The organism is Acidimicrobiia bacterium, assembly GCA_030584185.1.
GTDB lineage: Bacteria > Actinomycetota > Acidimicrobiia > Spongiisociales > UBA11373.
The window spans coordinates 1,231,719-1,252,039 of sequence record CP129495.1; the positions used below are offsets into that span (position 1 = coordinate 1,231,719).

Annotated in this window: 17 protein-coding genes; 12 read left to right on the top strand and 5 right to left on the bottom strand. The window is 68.1% G+C overall.

All coding sequences use genetic code 11. The features are described 5' to 3' along the window. Positions 1-76: 76 nt before the first annotated feature. From QY307_06245 to QY307_06260, 4 genes are all read left to right on the top strand, one after another. Positions 77-1,609 (top strand): cell wall-binding repeat-containing protein, encoded by a 1,533-nt coding sequence (locus tag QY307_06245; protein ID WKZ81702.1) that lies wholly within the window; start codon positions 77-79, stop codon positions 1,607-1,609. Between the two features lie 146 nt (positions 1,610-1,755). Beyond that, positions 1,756-3,279 carry a cell wall-binding repeat-containing protein gene (locus QY307_06250; protein WKZ81703.1) on the top strand — a complete coding sequence of 508 codons (1,524 nt, stop codon included), beginning with the start codon at positions 1,756-1,758 and terminating at the stop codon, positions 3,277-3,279. 139 nt (positions 3,280-3,418) lie between these two features. Further along, positions 3,419-4,972, top strand: coding sequence for a cell wall-binding repeat-containing protein (locus tag QY307_06255; GenBank protein WKZ81704.1), 1,554 nt, complete (start codon positions 3,419-3,421; stop codon positions 4,970-4,972). 356 nt (positions 4,973-5,328) lie between these two features. Beyond that, entirely contained in the window at positions 5,329-6,312 is a 984-nt protein-coding gene (locus QY307_06260; GenBank protein ID WKZ81705.1) for an ATP-dependent DNA ligase, read from the top strand. Between the two features lie 878 nt (positions 6,313-7,190). Here the strand turns inward: QY307_06260 and QY307_06265 are convergent. Both QY307_06265 and QY307_06270 read right to left on the bottom strand, forming a co-directional pair. Then, positions 7,191-8,210, bottom strand: coding sequence for an ATP-dependent DNA ligase (locus tag QY307_06265; GenBank protein ID WKZ81706.1), 1,020 nt, complete (start codon positions 8,208-8,210; stop codon positions 7,191-7,193). Between the two features lie 63 nt (positions 8,211-8,273). After that, positions 8,274-9,212: a sodium:calcium antiporter gene (locus QY307_06270; GenBank protein WKZ81707.1), complete on the bottom strand. Its 939-nt coding sequence runs from the start codon at positions 9,210-9,212 to the stop codon at positions 8,274-8,276. A gap of 243 nt (positions 9,213-9,455) precedes the next feature. Here QY307_06270 and dnaK point away from each other — a divergent pair, with 243 nt between their 5' ends. From dnaK to QY307_06295, 5 genes are read left to right on the top strand one after another with little or no spacing between them, the layout of a single operon-like run. Then, a complete protein-coding gene (gene dnaK / locus QY307_06275; GenBank protein ID WKZ81708.1) occupies positions 9,456-11,285 on the top strand; it encodes a molecular chaperone DnaK in 1,830 nt (609 codons plus the stop codon). Next, positions 11,282-11,830 (top strand): nucleotide exchange factor GrpE, encoded by a 549-nt coding sequence (locus tag QY307_06280; GenBank protein ID WKZ81709.1) that lies wholly within the window; start codon positions 11,282-11,284, stop codon positions 11,828-11,830. Before dnaK ends, QY307_06280 begins: the two co-directional genes overlap by 4 nt. After that, complete coding sequence (locus tag QY307_06285; protein ID WKZ81710.1) at positions 11,827-12,750, top strand: DnaJ C-terminal domain-containing protein; 924 nt, start codon at positions 11,827-11,829, stop codon at positions 12,748-12,750. Before QY307_06280 ends, QY307_06285 begins: the two co-directional genes overlap by 4 nt. A 2-nt stretch (positions 12,751-12,752) precedes the next feature. Next, complete coding sequence (locus QY307_06290) at positions 12,753-13,142, top strand: helix-turn-helix transcriptional regulator (GenBank protein WKZ81711.1); 390 nt, start codon at positions 12,753-12,755, stop codon at positions 13,140-13,142. Further along, entirely contained in the window at positions 13,139-13,834 is a 696-nt protein-coding gene (locus tag QY307_06295) for an NAD(P)H-hydrate epimerase (protein ID WKZ81712.1), read from the top strand. The genes QY307_06290 and QY307_06295 overlap by 4 nt, the downstream gene beginning before the upstream one ends. An 80-nt stretch (positions 13,835-13,914) precedes the next feature. Here the strand turns inward: QY307_06295 and QY307_06300 are convergent, their stop codons facing one another. Together QY307_06300 and mscL are read right to left on the bottom strand one after the other, a co-directional pair. Continuing rightward, entirely contained in the window at positions 13,915-14,199 is a 285-nt protein-coding gene (locus QY307_06300; GenBank protein ID WKZ81713.1) for a DUF427 domain-containing protein, read from the bottom strand. Between the two features lie 46 nt (positions 14,200-14,245). Next, positions 14,246-14,566: a large conductance mechanosensitive channel protein MscL gene (mscL, locus tag QY307_06305; GenBank protein WKZ81714.1), complete on the bottom strand. Its 321-nt coding sequence runs from the start codon at positions 14,564-14,566 to the stop codon at positions 14,246-14,248. Between the two features lie 18 nt (positions 14,567-14,584). Between mscL and QY307_06310 the strand changes: the two genes are divergently transcribed. Beyond that, complete coding sequence (locus tag QY307_06310) at positions 14,585-16,105, top strand: AAA family ATPase (protein ID WKZ81715.1); 1,521 nt, start codon at positions 14,585-14,587, stop codon at positions 16,103-16,105. A 12-nt stretch (positions 16,106-16,117) separates the two neighbouring features. Here the strand turns inward: QY307_06310 and QY307_06315 are convergent, their stop codons facing one another. After that, a complete protein-coding gene (locus QY307_06315) occupies positions 16,118-16,843 on the bottom strand; it encodes a hypothetical protein (protein WKZ81716.1) in 726 nt (241 codons plus the stop codon). A 149-nt stretch (positions 16,844-16,992) separates the two neighbouring features. Between QY307_06315 and clpB the strand changes: the two genes are divergently transcribed. Beyond that, a complete protein-coding gene (clpB, locus tag QY307_06320; GenBank protein WKZ81717.1) occupies positions 16,993-19,560 on the top strand; it encodes an ATP-dependent chaperone ClpB in 2,568 nt (855 codons plus the stop codon). 37 nt (positions 19,561-19,597) lie between these two features. Next, on the top strand, positions 19,598-20,314 hold the full coding sequence (locus QY307_06325; GenBank protein WKZ81718.1) for a hypothetical protein: 717 nt from the start codon (positions 19,598-19,600) through the stop codon (positions 20,312-20,314). Positions 20,315-20,321: the final 7 nt, after the last annotated feature.

A 20,321-nucleotide genomic window follows, 5' to 3' on the forward strand; every position in this document is an offset into this window, starting at 1 on the left:
CATACGGAGGCTCGGTGCCCGGTACTAGCCTCCCGCCCCATTGCGACCCCGATGTGGGGCGAGACAGGAGGCAGTGATGTCCGTGCGCGCGTCGATCCGGCCGAGGGGTTTGCTCCTTGCGCTGCTCGTCGTGTTGGTGACCGCCCTGGTGGGGACTCTGTATCGGGTGGCGGTCGCAGATGCACCTGATCCTCAGGCCGCCGAGGTGGCTTACATCGCCACCGGGACGAACTTCCCCGACGCCCTCGGTGCCGGCCCTGCGGCTGCACTTGGCAACGGCCCGATCCTGCTGGTCCAAACCGACTCGGTGCCGTCGCAGACCACAACCGAGCTGAACCGGCTGAAGCCCAGGCTGATCGTGATAGTCGGGGGCACGGCGGTGGTCTCGACGACGGTGGAGAACACGCTGAAGGGCCTGTCGTTCGGTCCGACCGTGATCCGGGTTTCGGGATCGAACCGGTATGCGACTGCGGCTGCCATCTCCGAGTCGGCGTTTCCGTGCGCCGACGGCGACGTGATGGCTGGACGAGACCGCACCGGTGTGGTGTGCCGCCCGGCGTTGTCGGGGATGTGGAACACCCAGAAGGTCGTCGAGACAGGGTTCGTCGGCTACGACACCTCGCTTGCGCTGGACGCCTTCGGCAATCCGGCGATCTCCTACTACGACGGCACCGCCACGGACCTGATGCTGGTCAGGTGTTCGGATCCGGCCTGCGCCGGGTCCAAGACGATCACCACCGTTGACCCGAATCTCTCGAACGGTCGCTACTCGTCGCTGGTGCTGGACTCCTCGGGCTTCCCGGTGATCTCCTACCACGACGCCAGCAGCGGCTACCTGAAGCTGGCACGCTGCTCGAATCTCACCTGCACCGCCAAGACGCTGACCACGGTGGATGCGTCGTTCTCCGTCGGCAGCCACACCTCGCTTGCCCTGGACTCGTCCGGGTTCCCGGTGATCTCCTACCACGACGCCGACGGCATGGATCTGAAACTGGCCCGCTGCTCGAATGCCACGTGCAGTTCCGCGACGCTCGTGAGCGTGGACAGCGGATTGGCCGAGGTCGGCTGGTTCACGTCGCTGGTCCTGGACTCGTCGGGGTTCCCGGTGATCTCCTACTACGACATGACCAACACGGCTCTGAAACTGGCCCGCTGTTCGGATGCCACCTGCACCGCGAGGACGCTCACGACGGTGGACTCGGGAGTCGATGTCGGCTTCGAGTCGTCGGTCGCCCTGGACACGTCGGGGTTTCCGGTGATCTCCTACCACGACGGGACCAACGGAGATCTGAAGCTGGCACGGTGCACCAACTCGGCATGCACCACGAACACGCTGACCGTCGTGGACTCGACCGGCACGGTCGGGCGCATGTCCTCCCTGGTACTCGACAGGTCGGGCTTCCCGGTGATCTCCTACTACGACGGCAGTAACGAGGACTTGAAGGTGGCCCGCTGCTCCAACGCCACCTGCACGGCCAAGACCGTCGTCACGGTGGACTCGACCGGAAATGTCGGCATGAACACATCACTGGCCCTGGACCCGACCGGCAACCCGGTGATCTCCTATTGGGACGTGACCAACAACGACCTGAAGCTGGCCTCGTTCTGAGTGCTCGGTGAGCGGGGGTGGGGCCGGACGGACCGGCCCTGCCCCGCTCAGGTCTCCTGGGGGTCATCACGCCGACCGGGCCGTGCCCGACGGCCTAGTCTCCGCCGTCGAGATGACCCGATCCCGGGTCGAGACAGGAGGCTGCGATGCCCGCGCGCGTGTCGATCCGGCAGACGGGCCCGGTTCTCGTCCTGGCGGTGGTGGTGGTGACGGCTCTGGTCGGGTTGCTGTACCGGGTGGCGGTGGCGGATTCGCCGGATCCCCGCGGCGCCGAGGTGGCTTACATCGCCACCGGGACCAACTTCCCCGACGCGCTGGGTGCGGGCCCTGTGGCTGCACTTGGCAACGGCCCGATCCTGCTGGTCCAAACCGACTCGGTGCCGTCGCAGACCACAACCGAGCTGAACCGGCTCGAGCCCAGGCTGATCGTGATCGTCGGGGGCACGGCGGTGGTATCGACGACGGTGGAGAACACGCTGAAGGCCCTGTCGTTCGGTCCGACCGTGATCCGGGTGTCGGGTTCGAACCGGTATGCGACCGCGGCTGCGATCTCGCAGCAGGCGTTTCCGTGTGCCGATGGTGAGGTGATGGCGGGACGAGACCGCAGCGGTGTGGTGTGCCGCCCGGCGTTGTCGGGGATGTGGAACACCCAGACGGTCGACTCGACCGGGACCGTCGGCTGGTACCCGTCGCTGGCTCTGGACGCCTTCGGCAACCCGGTGATCGCCTACTACGACGCCACCAACCATGATCTCGAGCTGGCCCGCTGTCATGATGCCGGCTGCACTGGCAAGACGCTCACGACTGTTGATTCGTCCGGCTTCGTCGGGAAATACCCGTCACTGGCGTTGGACGGGTCCGGGTTCCCGGTGATCTCCTACCACGACGAAAGCAACGGCGATCTGAAGCTGGCCCGGTGCTCGAACCTCAATTGCACCAGCAAGACGCTCACGACGGTGGACCCCGACCACGCGGGCTGGTTCACGTCGCTGGTGTTGAACGCATCCGGAAACGCGGTGATCTCCTACTTCGACTACACCAGCACGGACCTGAAGCTTGCCCGCTGCGAGGACGCCAACTGCACCACCAGCACACGGACCACGGTCGACACGACCGACAACGTCGGCTGGTACACGTCGCTGGTGTTGGACGCGGCCGGGCTCCCGGTGATCTCCTACCTCGACGCCGCGTTCGGGAGCCTGGAGCTGGCCCGCTGCTCCAACGCGACCTGCACGACAAAGACGCTCACCACCGTGGATGCTGCCGCCGGCCTCGGCTCCTACACATCGCTGGCGCTGGATGCATCGGGCTTCCCGGTGATCTCCTACTACGACGCCATAGAGGCCGACCTGATGGTGGCCCGCTGCTCCAACGCGACCTGCACGACCAAGACGCTCACCACGGTGGACTCGGCCGGCACCGTCGGCTTCGAATCGTCTCTGGTGCTCGACCCCACCGGGAACCCGTTGATCTCCTACTACGACCTCACCAACCAGGATCTGAAGCTGGTGCGATGCTCGAACGCGACCTGCACGTCCAGGAAGATCGTCACGGCCGACTCGACCGGTGACGTCGGCTGGTACACCTCGCTGGTGCTCGACCCTGGAGGCAACCCGGTCGTCGCCTACTACGACGGCAGCGGCCTCGACCTCCGGGTCGCCTCCTACTGAGCGCCCGGTGAGCGGGGGTGGGGTCGGACGGGCCGGCTCCACCCCTTGGGGGTTGTGGCGACGCGACGGGTTCTGGTTGCGTAGCCTGCCGGGACGCACAGGGGCGCACTCACAGGGAGGGGGCAGTCAGGAGACTGCCATGTCAGCTCGTTCGTCCATCCGGCCGATGGCGCCGGTTCGTGTCCTGCTCGTGGTGTTGATGATCCTGGTGGGGTTTGGGGTGGCGGGTGCGGATTCGCCGGATCCCCGTGGCGCCGACGTGGCTTACATCGCCACCGGGACCAACTTCCCAGACGCCCTGGGTGCGGGCCCTGCGGCTGCTTTGGGCAGCGGGCCGATCCTGCTGGTCCAAACCGACTCGGTGCCGTCGCAGACCACAACCGAGCTGAACCGGCTCGAGCCCAGGCTGATCGTGATCGTCGGGGGCACGGCAGCGGTCTCGACGACGGTGGAGAACACGCTGAAGGGCCTGTCGTTCGGTCCGACCGTGATCCGGGTGTCGGGTTCGAACCGGTATGCGACTGCGGCTGCGATCTCGCAGCAGGCGTTTCCGTGCGCCGAGGGTGAGGTGATGGCGGGACGCGACCGCCAGGGTGTGGTGTGTCGTCCGGAGCTGTCGGGGAACTGGAGCACCCAGGAGGTCGACTCGACCGGGACCGTCGGCGCTTACACGTCGATCGCTCTGGACGCCTTCGGCAACCCGGTGATCTCCTATCACGACTCCACCAACACGTCGTTGAAGCTGGCGCACTGTGACGACCCGGCGTGTTCGGGTGGTGGCGAGTCGATCGTCACCGTGGACAACACCGCCAATCTCGGCTACTACACGTCGCTGGCTTTGGATTCTTCTGGGTACCCGGTGATCGCCTACTACGACGCCACCAACACTTCGTTGAAGCTGGCACACTGCAACGACCCGAACTGTTCGAGTGGTGGCGAGTCGATCGTCACCGTGGACAACACCGCCAATCTCGGCTGGTACACGTCGCTGGTGCTCGACTCCTCCGGGAACCCGGTGATCGCCTACCACGACGTCACCAGCGCCTCGTTGAAGCTGGCGCACTGTGACGATGCGAACTGTTCGGGTGGCGGCGAGTCGATCGTCACCGTGGACAACACCGCCGATGTCGGCTACACCCCGTCGCTGGTTCTCGACGCCGCCGGGAACCCGGTGATCTCCTACTACGACTCCTCGAACTCCTCGTTGAAGCTGGCGCACTGCAACGACGCGAACTGTTCGAGTGGTGGCGATTCGCTCGTCACCGTGGACAACGATGCCGAGCTCGGCCGGTACACGTCGCTGGTGCTCGACTCCACCGGGTACCCGGTGATCTCCTACTACGACAACGCCAACACCTCGTTGAAGCTGGCGCACTGCAACGACGCGAACTGTTCGAGTGGTGGCGATTCGATCGTCACGGTGGACAACACCGCCGATGTCGGCTGGTACACGTCGCTGGTGCTCGATTCCGCCGGGAACCCGGTGATCTCCTACTACGACCTCACCAACTCGGCCCTGAAGGTGGCGCAGTGTGACGACGCGAACTGTTCGGGTGGTGGCGAGTCGATCGTCACCGTGGACAACACCGCCACCGTCGGCTGGGACTCGTCGCTGGTGCTCGACCCGGCCGGCAATCCGGTCGTCTCCTACTACGACGCCACCAACGGCGACCTGAATGTGACCTCGTTCTGAGCGCCCGGTGAGAGGGGGTGGGGCCGGACGGACCGGCCCTGCCCCCCGGAAGCCCCCACACATCTCGGGGAGGCCGCCCTCCCGAGCCGGCAACCGGTGTCATGTCGGGCCGCCACCGCGCCTTGCGGTGGGGACGCTCCCCGCCCAAGTCAACGGCGGCTTCGTGCACACCGACGCCACCACCGAGTTGCGCGACCATCGCTGGCGCGGATCGGAGATGGAGGTGCCGACTCCGGCCACACCGCACACCTGTGGCGCGAGCGGGACCTGATCGCAGCTTCCGTCGCCTAGGCGTTCCGCCGGCTCGGTCGCCTCGGTGATGCCCCGTTGCCGAAGACGGCGGATAGCCTGGGCGGGTGAGCGAGACCCGGGTCGAGGTGGCGGGGCGCACCGTGCGGGTTTCCAGCCCCGAGCGCGTGCTCTTCCCCGAGACCGGGATCACCAAGCTCGATCTGGTGGGCCACTACCTCCGGTGTGCCCCCGGTGCCGTGCGAGGGGTGTGGCGGAGGCCGACCTCCCTGAAGCGCTGGCCAGGAGGAGCGTCACACGACTTCTTCTTCACCAAGCGGGCACCAGGGGCGATCACCCACTCCCACCCGGTCCGGTTCCCATCCGCTCGGTTCGGGGTGATGCCCTACGTCGAGGACGCCACCGACATCGTGGAGCAGGTGCAGCTCGGGGTCATCGACCTGAACCCGTGGAACGTTCGCATCTCCGACCTCGACCATCCCGACGAGCTCCGGTTCGACCTAGACCCGACCCCGGGGTTCGGCTTCGAGCACTGCAGCGCAGTCGCCGGGGAACTCCGAGTCCTCCTCGAGGAGATTGGCCTGATCGGCTGGCCCAAGACCTCCGGATCGCGTGGCATCCACGTCTACGTGAGGATCGAGCCTCTCTGGGATCAGTTCCAGGTGAGGCGTGCCGGCCTTGCGTTGGCGAGGGAGTTGGAGCGACGCACCGACCTGGTCACCACGGCGTGGTGGAAGGAGGAGCGCTCCGGGGTGTTCATCGACTACAACCAGAACGGCCCGGACCGTACCGTCGCCTCGGCGTACTCGGTGCGCCACACCGGCCTGGTGTCGACGCCGTTCGCATGGGGGGAACTGGACACGATCGACCCGACGGCGATGACCATTCCAGAGTTCGCCTCCCGATGGGAGGCTGTCGGCGACGTGACCGCCGGAATCGACGCGGCCTCCGGAGACCTCTCGCCGGTGATGCGGATGGTCGATGCCGACGAGGATCGGGGCTTGGGGGACGCCCCCTGGCCACCTCACTTCCCGAAGATGCCCGGGGAGCCTATGCGCGTCCAGCCGAGCCGCCGTCGACCCGAGAAGTGAGCCACCAACCTGGTGGAAGCAACGGACCACCGGGGCAAGACGCAGCGTAGGTCTGGCGACATGCCCTCACCCGGGAGGTGACCCGAAGGGCCGGAGGGGGCACAGACGCGACACGGCTCATGGCAGGCTCGGGTATGGACCGCCGTTGCTTCTGCCCCCCTCCCGGCTTCGCCGGACTCCCCCCTACGGGGGGAGAAAACACCGGGCAGGAGGGACGACATGCCCTCCCCGGGCGGTGGCCCGAAGGGCCGAAGGGGGCACAGACGCGACCAGGCATGTGCCGCGTTCCCTCCCCCGCAGGGGGAGGTGGCCCGAAGGGCCGAAGGGGGCACAGACGCGACCAGGCATGTGCCGCGTTGCCTCCCCCGCAGGGGGAGGTGGCCCGAAGGGCCGAAGGGGGCACAGACGCGACCAGGCATGTGCCGCGTTGCCTCCCCCGAAGGGGGAGGTGGCCCGGAGGGCCGGAGGGGGCACAGGCGCGACACGGCATGTGCCGCGTTGCCTCCCCCGAAGGGGGAGGTGGCCCGGAGGGCCGGAGGGGGCACAGGCGCGACACGGCTCATGGCAGGCTCGGGTATGGACCGCCGTTGCTTCTGCCCCCTCCCGGCTTCGCCGGACTCCCCCCTACGGGGGGAGGAAACACCGGCCCGGGAGGTCGACATGCCCTCCTCGGGAGGTGACCCGAAGGGCCGAAAGGGGCACAGACGCGACCAGGCATGCGCCGCGTTCCCTCCCCCGCAGGGGGAGGTGGCCCGAAGGGCCGAAGGGGGCAACCCGCGACACGGCTCATGGCAGGCTCGGGTATGGACCGCCGTTGCTTCTGCCCCCTCCCGGCTTCGCCGGACTCCCCCCTATGAGGCAAGGGAGGAAGACGGCGCTCAGGCCCCCACCACCGCCGAGAATCCCAGGCCAGACGGACGCTGCAACTGTTCCATGGTGCAGTCCCTTGCCTCCTTGTCGGGTCGCCAGCGCTCGAACCTGGTGGCGTGCCGGAAGCGGCCCCCTGTCAGCTGGTCGTATGAGACCTCGACGACCAGCTCCGGTCGGACCGGCACCCACGAAAGGTCCTTGTCCCCGCTCCACCTGCTCTCGGCGCCAGGCCGCCGCACCGCACCGTCGGGACCGAACGCGTCGGCGGCAACCATCCCCTCGAGCCGCTCCATGATCGCCACCCGATCGCTCGCCGGGAACCCGGAGCAATGTCCGATGAAGTGCAACCCGGCCCCGGCGTACAGACCGAGCAGGATCGAGCCCACGCCCGTACCGACGGTGTGGAGGCGATAGCCGCCGACCACGCAGTCCACGGTTCGCCGATGCTTCACCTTCACCATCGCCCGCTCACCCTCCCGGTAAGGAGCGTCGATCGCCTTGGCCACGATCCCGTCGCAGCCCGACGCCTCAAGCTCGTCGAACCAGCGCTCGGCGACGGTGCGGTCAACGGTGGAAGGCGTCAGGTGCCACCTACCTGGCATGGGGAACAAGGATTCGAGCTCCGCCCTGCGGCGCGTGAACGGCTCGCCCCTCAGGTCCTCGCCCCCCACCGCCAGCAGGTCGAAGGCGACCAGGTCCGCTGGGGTCTCCAGTGACAGCCTCTCGATCCGCGACGTCGCCGGATGGATCCGGTTCTGGAGGCCATCGAAGTCGAGTCGGTCGCCCTTGACCACCACTACCTCACCGTCGACCACGGTGCCGGCAGGCAGACCCTCGAGCGACGGCCCCAACTCCGGGAAGTAGCGGAGCAGCGGCTTGTGGTTGCGGGAGTCGAGGCGCACCGGCACGCTCCAGGCGATCGCCCTGAAGCCGTCCCACTTGGGCTCATATGCCCAGTCGCCTTCCGGGATGGCATCCCGGGTGCGAGCCTCCACCGGGGTGATCGGCGGCAGAAACGGGTGTGCCATGGAATGAGGCTATGCCCACGACCGTCGCAAGCGATGGGTGATCGTGGCGGCGCCTCCGTCCGCTCAGACGAACACCGGAACGACGGCGAAGTACCCGACGATCAGGGCCACCGCCTCGACCCTGCTCACCCGCCGACCGGTGTGGAGGAACCACCACACGATCACGGAGCACACGGTGGCGGCGATCACTGCGGTCACCCGTACCGAGACGTCATCGACGAGTGCCGGTTCCACCGTCATTGCCAGGCCTCCCACGAACAGGGCGTTGAACAGGTTGCTGCCGAGAAGGTTTCCCAGGACGAGGTCGGTCTCATGGCGACGGGCCGACTGCACCACGGTCACCAACTCCGGGAGCGAAGTCCCGACCGCCACCATGGTCAAACCGACGAACCCCTCGGAGAGCCCCGCCCGTCCCGCCAGGTCCAATGCCCCCCAGAGCAGGGCCTGGGCACCGGCAAGGGTGCCCACCAGGCCCAGGCCGGTGCGCAGCACCTCGACACGGGTCGTTCGCACGGCCGGCGTGACCAGGTCGTCGAGCTCGAGACCGACGGGGTCGCGCCCACTCATGGCCGACTTCAGGAGGACAACCACCACGATCACCATCGCCGCGACGAGAAGTGCTCCCAAGAGCCTGTTCGGCACCTGCATCGCCAGGCCGAGGCCACCCGTCGCCACCAGCGCCAGGGGGGCCTCGCGCCGCACAACCCCGGAGGTCACAGTGAGCGGTGTGATCAGTGCACCGATACCTAGGAGGAGGGAGAGGTTGGCCAGGTTCGAACCGAGCACGTTGCCCGCTGCCACCTCGACCCTGCCCTGGCCGGCCGCCAGCAGCGAGACCAGCAGTTCGGGTGCACTCGTACCGAACCCGACCACTACCACGCCGACCACCACCGCCGGCACACGGAGCAGCCGAGCGAGTGCGGCGGCACCGATCACGAACTGATCGGCGGCGTAGGCGAGCAGCAGGACTCCGAACGCTACGGCGGCGATGGCGAGCAGCATCGTGTGCAGAGTAGAGGTGGGTGATCCGGGAGCCAGGCCTGTCGGGCGGGGACCATCGGCTCCATGGGTCTGACGACATGCCCTCCCCCGAAGGGGGAGGTGGCCCGAAGGACCGGAGGGGGCGCCTGGAATAGCGGTAGAGTGTCCGGGAATTGATAACGAGTCACTCAGGTTCTACACTACGCAGACACTAAGAACATACCCGGAAGGCGTCGCCGCGCCCATCGGATCAAGAGGAGCATCATGTCGCGAGCAGTCGGAATCGATCTCGGCACCACAAACTCCGTGGTCGCCGTCTACGAGGGCGGCGAGCCCACAATCGTCGCCAACGCCGAAGGGGCGCGCACCACGCCATCCGTCGTCGCCTTCTCCAAGGGCGGAGAGGTGCTGGTCGGCGAAGTGGCCAAGCGCCAGGCGATCACCAACCCGGACCGCACGGTCCGCTCGGTGAAGCGCCACATGGGCACCGACTGGTCCATCGAGATCGACGCCAAGTCGTACAGCCCTCAGGAGATCAGTGCCCGCATCCTGATGAAGCTGAAGCGGGACGCCGAGGCCTATCTGGGATCGCCGGTCACGCAGGCCGTGATCACAGTTCCCGCCTACTTCGGCGACGCCCAGCGCCAGGCCACCAAGGAGGCCGGACAGATCGCCGGGCTCGAGGTCCTGCGGATCATCAACGAGCCAACCGCCGCCTCCCTGGCCTACGGGCTCGACAAGGAGGGGCAGGATCAGACGATCCTGGTCTACGACCTCGGTGGGGGCACCTTCGACGTCTCGGTGCTCGAGATCGGCGAGGGCGTCTTCGAGGTGAAGGCGACCGCAGGAAACACCAGCCTGGGCGGCGACGACTGGGACCAGCGGGTCATCGACTGGATCGCCAAGCAGTTCAAGGACGAGCACGGCGTCGATCTGTCCAAGGACAAGATGGCCCTGCAGCGCCTCAAGGAGGCGGCGGAGAAGGCGAAGATCGAGCTGTCCCAGGTCGCCTCCACCGACATCAACCTGCCGTTCGTCACCGCAACTCCTGACGCCGAGGGGAACATGCAGCCGCTGCACCTCCAGGCGACGCTGACCCGCTCCGAGTTCGACCGGATCACCAAGGACCTCGTCGAGTCCACCCGCAAGCCGGTGGAGCAGGCGATCAAAGACGCCGGGATCAAGGTGTCGGACATCGACCATGTCATCCTCGTCGGCGGCTCGACCCGCATGCCTGCGGTGCAGGACCTCGTCAAGTCGCTGACCGGCAAGGAGCCGCACAAGGGCGTCAACCCAGACGAGGTGGTCGCCGCCGGCGCCGCCCTGCAGGCGGGAGTGCTCAAGGGCGACGTCAAGGACATCCTCCTGCTCGATGTCACCCCGCTCACCCTCGGCATCGAGACCATGGGCGGCGTGTTCACCAAGATGATCGAGCGCAACACCACCATCCCGACGCGCCGTTCCGAGATCTTCACCACCGCGGCGGACAATCAGCCCGAGGTGGAGGTCCACGTGCTCCAGGGCGAGTCCGAGATGGCGGATCGCAACGCCAGCCTGGGCCGGTTCAACCTGACGGGCATCGCTCCGGCGCGACGCGGGGTGCCTCAGATCGAGGTGACCTTCGACATCGACGCCAACGGCATCGTGGCCGTGTCGGCCAAGGACCTGGGCACCGGCAAGACCCAGCAGATCACGATCACCGGGGGCACCGCACTGCCCAAGGACAAGATAGAGGAGATGGTCCGGGAGGCCGAGGCACACGCCAACGAGGATCACGCCCGACGCCTGCTGGCGGACGCCCGCAACCGGGCCGACCACGCCGGCTACCAGGTCGGGGCCCAGCTCGAGGAGCACGGAGACAAGCTCTCCGCCGAAGAGCGCGCCGCCGTGGACGACAAGGTGGCGGCCCTCAAGAAGCTGCTCGAGGATCCGGCTGTCGAGGCCAGCGATCTGGACTCGGCCACCGACGACCTGCTCGGCGCAGCCCAGGTCCTGGGGCAGAAGATCTACGAGGCGACTCAGGCCGAGGTGCCGGCCGGTGACGACGACGACGTCGTCGAGGCCGAGATCGTCGAGGAGGGCGAGGGCTCGTGAGCACGGCCGACGAGACCGCCGACGAGGTGGTGGTCGGCGAAGTCGTCGACCTCCCCGAGATCGACCTCGGCGGTTCATCCGATGAGAACGGAGCGCCCCCCGAGGCGGCGGCTCTTCTCGACGACCTGCGGCGGGTGGCAGCCGACTTCGAGAACTTTCGCAAGCGGACCGCACGGGAGCGAGAGGATCTGATCGCCAGGGCCTCACAGCGGCTGGTGGAGAGGCTGCTCCCGGTGCTCGACTCGTTCGACTCCGCCTTGAGCGTCGAGGTGGACACCCCGGCCGCCGAAAAGTTGCAGGCCGGTATCCGCTCCACCCATCAGCAGCTGCTCGACGTCCTCAGGGCCGAAGGCCTGGAGGTCGTGGGCGCGACCGGGAAGCCGTTCGATCCCGAGGTCCACGAGGCGGTGGCCGGCGGCGGAACCGGCCATCTGGTGGTCGGCGAAGAGCTCCGCCGCGGCTATCTGATGCGGGGGCGGGTCATCCGGCCGGCACTGGTGGCGGTTACCGCCTCCGACCCGTCAGAGGAACCGGAGACGATGTGACCCCAAGGCGCGAGTGGCTGGAGCGCGACTACTACGAGGTGCTCGGCGTGAGTCGCGACGCGCCCGCCAAGGAGATCAAGAAGGCATACCGGGCCTTGGCGCAGAAGTACCACCCGGACAACAACCCCGGGGATGCCGGGGCCGAGGCCCGATTCAAGGAGGTGGGCGAGGCGTATCAGGTCCTCTCCGACCCCAAGGATCGCGCCGAGTACGACAGGGTGCGCGAGGCCTTCAGTCGAGGCGCCTACGCCGGAGGCCCCGGAGGACAGACCCAGTACGTCCACGTAGAGGACCTGGGCGACCTGGGAGACCTCCTGGGCAGAGCCGGATTCGGCGGGTTCGGCGACATCTTCGGCGGTGGGCGAACCCGCCGGCCACAGCCCGGCGCCGATCTGGAGTCGGAGATTCGGCTCTCATTTCACGAGGCCATCGAAGGCGTCACCCGCAAGGTCGCGGTCGACCGGGGTGGCCGGCGAAGCGAGGTGACGGTGAAGATCCCGTCTGCCGTCGACGACGGTGCCCGGATCAGGGTCCGGGGCAGGGGGGAGCCCGGGCGCAGCGGCGGGCCGGCCGGTGACCTTTATGTCCGGGTTCGGGTCGCCGACCACCCGGTGTTCACCCGCCTCGGACGCAACCTCAAGGTGAAGGCACCCATCTCCTACCCCGACGCCGTCCTGGGGACCACCATCACCGTGCCCAACCTGACCGGCACCGTGACCCTCAAGGTCCCGCCGGGGACCCAGCACGGCACCGTGCTGCGCGCCAAGGGCAAGGGCATCGAGACGCCACGCGGCACCGGCGACCTCCTGGTCGCCGTGGAGGTACAGATTCCCCAGCAGGTCGATCCCGACCAGCGCGAGCTGCTCGAGCGCCTGCGAGCCCTGGAGACAGAAGCCAGCCCGACCCACCTGGGGGTGTGACCATGGTCAGCGATTCCCAAGAAGCCGTGTACATCATCTCGGTGGCCGCCGAGCTGGGCGGGGTTCATCCCCAGACACTGCGCATCTACGAGCGGCGTGGACTGCTCAACCCGTACCGCACCCCGGGTGGAACCCGGCGCTACTCCGACCGCGACCTGGAGCAGCTCGGCCTCATCCAGGAGCTCACCGCCGAAGGGGTCAACCTGGAGGGGGTCAAGCGGATCATCGAACTGCGCGATGAGATCGAGCGCCTGCAGCATCAGGTGAGCCGCCTGCGGCGTCTTCTCGGCGAGGCCGAGCAGCGGAATGCCGCAGGCGAGAGACCGCCGTCGGTCATGGGAGGCAGGCGAAATCTGCCCGACCTGCCCCGCGGCGACCTGCTCGACCGATGACCATCCCCCTGGTGGGCGGGGTCCCCGCGATCTCCGCCCACCAGATGCGCCGGGTCGACGAGATCATGATCGACCAGCTCGGCATCGACCTGCCGCGGATGATGGAGAACGCGGGCCTGCAACTCGCCGCCCTCGCCCGGCGCAGATACCGGTTCGACACGGTGGCGATCCTGGCCGGCAGCGGCGGCAACGGTGGCGGCGGCCTGGTCGCCGCCCGCCATCTGGCGAACCGCGGCGTGACGGTGACGGTGACCACCGGCCGTCCGCCCGGCGTGATGACCGAGGTGCCTCGCCGTCAGTACGACATCCTCGAAAGGATGGGGGTGCGCATCACCGACGAGCCGGAGGCCGCCGACCTGGTGATAGACGCCCTGATCGGCTACTCGTTGACAGGTGACCCGCGGGGGCGGGCCGCCGACCTGATCGCCTGGGCCAACGGCCAGCCCGCCCCGGTCCTGGCGCTCGACGTGCCCTCCGGTCTCGACGCCACCACCGGTCGGGTGGGCGACCCATGCGTCGTCGCCGATGCCACGCTCACCCTGGCCCTACCCAAGACCGGCCTCGAGGCGGCACCGCACATCGTCGGGGCGCTGTATCTGGCCGACATCTCGGTCCATCGCTCGGTGTACCGCGAGATGGGAGTCGACCTCGTGGACCCGTTCTCCGCCGGGCCGATCGTGCGCCTCCGCTGACCGCTGCCGAGCTGCGGACGCGAAGGGGCCCCGGCCGGTGGCCGGGGCCCCCAAACGCCAGGGAGGATGGCGTCACACGCTCAGGCCTGCACCTCGACGCCCCGCCAGAAGGCGATGCGTCCGGCGACCCTCATGGCTGCCGGGGAGGGATCCGGGTAGTACCAGGCGGCCGCAGGAAGCGTCTCGCCACCTACGACGACGTCGTGGTATCGGGCGGCTCCCTTCCAGTGGCAGACCGAAGACCGGTCGCTCGGAGCGAGCAGGTCCTGGTTCACCGACGCTTCGGGGAAGTAGTGGTACCCGTCGACGACGACCGTGTCGTCGCTCTCGGCTATCGCCACACCCCTCCAGACCGCCTTGGCCATGAACGCTCCTTGCTTCCTTCCCCGGGGAACGCCCAATCGCGCGGAGTCATTCCCCTTCGCCGGCTGGGCGCCCGGTTCGGGCGATCAGGGCGTTCACCGGCCTCACCACGAGGAAGAACAGTGCCGCCGCCACCAACACGAAGTTGGTCACCTGGGTCAGGAACCTGCCGTAGTGGAACACGGCGTCGTTGATCTCGAAGGTGAGCCCGTCGAACGACGGCTCGCCCACGATGGCTGCAATCAGCGGCATCAGCATCCCCTCGACCAGGGCGTTGACCACGGCGGTGAAGGCCACGGCGAGCACCAGGCCCACCGCGATCTCGATCAGGTTTCCGCGCATCAGGAACTTCTTGAAATCGGTGAACACTCGCTTCCCTTCCTCGACGTGGGCGGATGCTACGGCTACACCCCGGGCGGCGACGGGCCGATGAGAAGGCCGATGGACAACGCCGCCGACCTGCGAGTGCTCCTCGGCTCGGCCCACCCTCTGGTGTTTGCCGTGGTGCGAGATGAGACCCGGTTCCTCGACCTGCTCCGACGCGAGGCGGGTTCGGTCGGGGCACCCGTCTGGGTGTGGACGGCGGCCTCGGGACTTGCCCGGGAGGGTCACGGACCCCAGTACGGCACCCGCGATCCGGTAACGGCGCTCGCCCTTGTATGCGACCTCACCGAACCCGGGGTGTTCGTGTTCGCCGACGGTCACCACGCTCTCGCCGATCCGGTGGTGGTCCGGGCCGTCAAGGACGCATCGGCCCGGCTGCGGCCGCTGCAGACGATCGTGATCACCGGGCCGGAGCGCAGCATCCCCGTCGAGCTGGAGCCGATCGCCACCGCCTGGGAGCTGCAGCCACCCGACGTGGCGGCACTCAAGCAACTCGTCCGTCGCACCGTCAACCACCTCGCCAGGCGCGGGCACGCCATCCTCCTCGACGACGCCGGCCTGGATGCCCTTGCAGCCTCACTGCGCGGACTCGACCTGGCGGCGGCGGATAGAGCCCTGCAACGTGCCGTGCTCGTGGACGGACGGCTCGACTCCGACGACCTGTCGCGGGTCAACGCCGAGCGATTCTCCGGTCTCGGACTCGACGGCGTGCTGGAACTGATCGAGAGCGAGCATCGGAAGCTCGATGCGGTCGCCGGCCTGAACGGCCTCAAAACCTGGCTGGCGACACGCGGGGCCGCCGTCGGCTCGGCCCGCGCCAGGGATCTGGGGATCGACCCGCCGCGCGGGGTGCTGCTCACCGGGATCCCCGGCTGCGGCAAGTCGTTCGTCGCCAAGACCCTGGCCGCCACCTGGGGCGTTCCTCTGTTGCTGCTCGATCCGGCTCGTCTGTACCGCAAGTACGTGGGCGAGTCCGAGCAGCGGCTGGAGCGTGCCCTGGAGGCGGCGACGGCGATGGCGCCCAGCGTCCTGTGGATCGACGAGATCGAGAAGGGCTTCGCAGCCGGTGACGGCGACTCCGGCGTGTCGACGCGCATCCTGGGGACGTTCCTGCGGTGGCTGCAGGACCGGCCCGACGGTGTGTTCGTGGCCGCCACCGCCAACGACGTGTCGGCCCTGCCCCCAGAGCTTCTGCGCAAGGGCCGCTTCGACGAGGTGTTCTTCGTCGACCTGCCCGAACTCGACGCCCGCCTCGCCATCCTTCGCGGTGAACTCGAATCGCGGGGCCATGATCCGGGTCGCTTCGATCTGGACCTCCTCGCCGAGGCGATGGAGGGATTCTCCGGTGCGGAGATCCAGGCCGTCGTGATCGGGGCCCTCTATCGGGCCTTCGCAGCCGACGCCCTCCCGTCCGACGACGACCTGCTCGCCGAGGTCAAGTCGACGGTGCCCCTCTCCCGCAGCCGCGCCGAGGAGGTGTCGGCGCTGCGCGCCTGGGCCCGCGGGCGAGCGGTCCCCGCCTGAGCGCCGGTTCTCTCAGCCGACCTGGATCTCGAACAGCGGCAGACCCGAGCCTTCCAACTCGGCCTCGAAGATGCCGGGAACATCGGCGATGAACCGCAGGACCGCCGGGGTCCCCGGCTCCATCTCCAGCATGATGTCGTATCCGTGCAGGTGGATGGCGTCGGCCACGTCGGCCGTGATCGTCACCTCAACGAAGTCGCCCACCGAGGCGCTCAGTCGCCCGTCGATGCCCGACACCGTCCCGCCGGCGACCGTGATCGCAGCCGTCACGTCCGGCATCGTCGCCTCGCCCGACACCTCGAAGACGCTGCTGCCGCCGATCACCTCGCCCCCCGCCGTGTAGTCGGCGTGGGCGTTGTTGGCCAGCGTCACCCGGGCGGTGTGGGTGCCGGGCTGCAGGTCGGCGACCTGGACGATCGATTGGTACGCCATCGAGATCAGCCGATCGTCCACCCAGACGTGGGTGTGGCCCTGTCCCGGCACATGATCGATTCGATCGGGTGAGGAGAACTCGAAGTTGGTGATCTCGGCCCGCACCTCCCAGAGCCCGGGAGTGTCAGCCTCGGTCACCGTCACCTCGACGGTCGGGACCTGGCCGCCATCCCACTCGAACCCGGCGGACACGCCGTGATCGTGCTCGTGGTCATGGGCGGCGGTCGTGGTGGTGGTGGCCGCGGTGCCGCCGCACGAGGCGAGCAGCACGGCCAGCAGCGCCGGGACGGTGATTCTGTTCCACATGGGCGGGGAGGCTAGGCCGGTTCGGGGGAGACGCATGTCATTGCACGAACCGAGCCGTGACCCGACTGTCAGACATCTATTGCGCCTACACTCAACTTTTCTGGAATGACTAGGATGAAGTAGATGTTGTGGGGAAGGAAGGAGGAGCGATGGATCCGAATCGGTTGACCCGGCGTGCCGCCGAGGCGTTGGAGCGCGCCCGTCGCGAGGCCGAAGCGCGAAGCAACCAGGCGATCACCACCGAGCACCTGATGCTCGGGATCCTCGCCGATGGCGAGGGAATCGCCTATCCCCTCCTAGCCGCCGTCGGTGCCGACCCCAACGCCCTGCGCTCGCGTCTCACCGAAGCCCTGGACCGACTCCCCCGCGTCCACGGCGGGACGGAGGCGGCGGCCGACAAGTTCCTGGCCTCCACCCTCACCGATGCCGACAGAGAGCGCACCCGCCTGGAGGACTCCTACCTCTCGGTCGAGCACCTGCTGCTTGCCCTCGCCGCAGGCCGAACCCCGACCGGTGACGCCCTGCGGGCCGTCGGCGCCGATCGCGACGCACTCCAGGCGGCCCTCGGCCAGGTTCGGGGACCGCATCGGGTCACCTCTCAGGATCCGGAGGCCACCCTCCAGGCGCTGCAGCAGTACGGACGCGACCTCGTCGACCTGGCGCGTCAGGGCAAGCTCGATCCGGTGATCGGGCGAGACGAGGAGATCCGGCGAGTCATCCAGGTCCTCTCCCGACGCACCAAGAACAACCCGGTTCTCATCGGAGAGCCTGGTGTGGGCAAGACCGCCATCGTCGAGGGCCTCGCCTCGCGCATCGTCGCCGGCGACATCCCCGAAGGCCTGAAGGGGAAGCGGCTCATCGCCCTCGACCTGAGCGCCATGGTGGCGGGTGCCAAGTACCGGGGTGAGTTCGAGGAACGCCTCAAAGCGGTGCTCGACGAAATCCGGGCCTCGGCCGGCGAGATCATCACCTTCATCGACGAGATGCACACCATCGTCGGCGCCGGGGCGGCAGAGGGCGCCATGGACGCCTCCAACATGCTCAAGCCGATGCTGGCGCGCGGTGAGCTGCGCATGATCGGCGCCACCACGCTGGACGAGTTCCGCAAGCACATCGAAAAGGATGCCGCCTTGGAGCGGCGGTTCCAGCCGGTCCTGGTCGAAGCGCCTTCGGTCGAGGAGACCATCGGGATCCTGCGAGGCCTCAAGGAACGCTACGAGGTCCACCACGGGGTGCGGATCACCGACTCCGCCCTGGTGGCGGCGGCGATCCTCTCCGACCGGTACGTCACCGGTCGCCACCTGCCCGACAAGGCGATCGACCTGATCGACGAGGCTGGCAGCCGCCTGCGGATCGAGATCGACTCGATGCCCGAGGAGATCGACGAGCTGGAACGCAGGCGACGCCAGCTGGAGATCGAACGGGCCGCCCTGCGCAAGGAGACCGACACCGCCTCCAAGGAGCGACTCGACGCGCTGGAGAGCGATCTGGCCGAGACCACCGAGGAGGTCAACCGCCTCACCGCCCACTGGAACCGTGAGAAGGAGGCGATCGCCGCCATCCGCCACGCCAAGGAGGAGATCGAGAGTGCCCGGTCCGAAGCGGAGCGCGCCGAGCGCGACGGGGACCTGCAGCGCGCCTCCGAGGTTCGCTACGGCAGCCTTCCCGGCTTGGAACGGACGCTCGCCGAAGCCAACGAGAACCTGCAGAAGCTGCAGGCCGGCCTCACCATGCTCAAGGAGGAGGTCGGCGAGGAGGACGTCGCCGAGGTGGTGAGCCGCTGGACCGGCATCCCGGTCACCCGCCTGATGGAAGGGGAGATCGAGAAGCTGGTGCGCCTCGAAGACCATCTGCACCGGCGCGTCGTGGGACAGCACCAGGCGGTGGAGGCGGTGGCCAACGCCATCCGGCGGTCCCGCGCCGGTCTCGCCCCGAAGGGCCGTCCCATCGGATCCTTCCTCTTCCTCGGCCCCACCGGGGTCGGCAAGACCGAGCTGGCCCGGGCTCTCGCCGAGTTCCTCTTCGACGACGAACGAGCCATGGTCCGCATCGACATGTCCGAGTACCAGGAGAAGCACACCGTGAGCAGGCTGATCGGGGCGCCGCCCGGATACGTCGGCTACGACGAGGGCGGCCAGTTGACCGAGGCGGTGCGCCGACGCCCCTACTCGGTCGTCCTCCTCGACGAGGTGGAGAAGGCCCATCCCGACGTCTTCAACACCCTCTTGCAGCTACTCGACGATGGGCGCCTCACCGACGGCCAGGGCCGCACCGTGGATTTCTCCAGCGCGGTGGTCGTGATGACCTCCAACCTGGGGTCCGAGCTCATCGATCCGGATCTGCCCGACGAGGTGGTACAGGACCGTGTCCTCGGCGTGGTGAGGAGTCACTTCCGCCCCGAGTTCCTCAACCGCCTGGATGAGATCGTCGTGTTCTCCCGTCTCACCCGTGAGGAGCTCGCCGAGATCGTCGAGATCCAGGTCGAACGACTGCAGGGCCGCCTGGAGGGCCGCCGCGTGAGGCTGGTGCTGACGCCCTCTGCGACCGAGTGGCTCGCCGAGCAGGGATACGACCCGGTGTACGGGGCACGCCCCCTGCAGCGTCTCATCCGCAAGCAGATCGAGGACCCGCTGGCGATCGCGTTGCTGGAAGGACGGTTCGAAGACGGCGACGAGGTGACCGTCGACACCGACGCCGAGGGGCTCACACTCCGATAGTCGGTCGGCATGAGGGTTGTCGCCCTACCATCGGACCATGGCCTCCAAACGCTCCTCCGAACTGGCGATACCGATCCTGGGCGGTGTGCTGGTCGCCCTGATCGCCCTCCTGCTCATCGTCCTGCTCACCCGTGACGATGGGCCTGCGGCTTCGCCGACGACATCGGAGGCGACGACCACCACGGCCGCCGAGGGGACGACCACGACCTCCGGGGACATGACCACCACCACGGCCGGCGTCACCACCAGCGAGGCGGCCACGACGACCACCGCCAGCACCACGACGGTGGCTGCCACCACCACGGCCGCCTTCGGTGGGGACACCGCCACCAAGTCGAACTCGACCATCACCGGCAGCCCGGGAGGGAGCCTCACCGACGTTCGGCTCGGGCAGCACCCGGCCTTCGTGCGGGTGGTGTTCGAGTTCGTGGGCAGCGGCGAGCCGATCTGGGACGTCGGCTACGCCTCTCCGCCGTTCGTCGGAGGTGGTTCCGGCGAGGTGGTGCCGGTGGACGGCACCCATTTCCTACTGGTGCACGTGGCTCCCGGAGCCCGCTACGACTCCGACTACAACCTGACCTACCTGGGACCGACCGAGATCGACCCCGGCTACCCGCCGATCGACGAGGTGGTGTTCGTCGACGACTTCGAAGCCGACATGACCTGGGTCATCGGTCTGACCGGTGAGCGGCCGTTCCTGGCGTATGTGCTGCAGAGCCCGCTCCGCCTCGTGATCGACATCGCGGCGCCGTAGGGGCGTC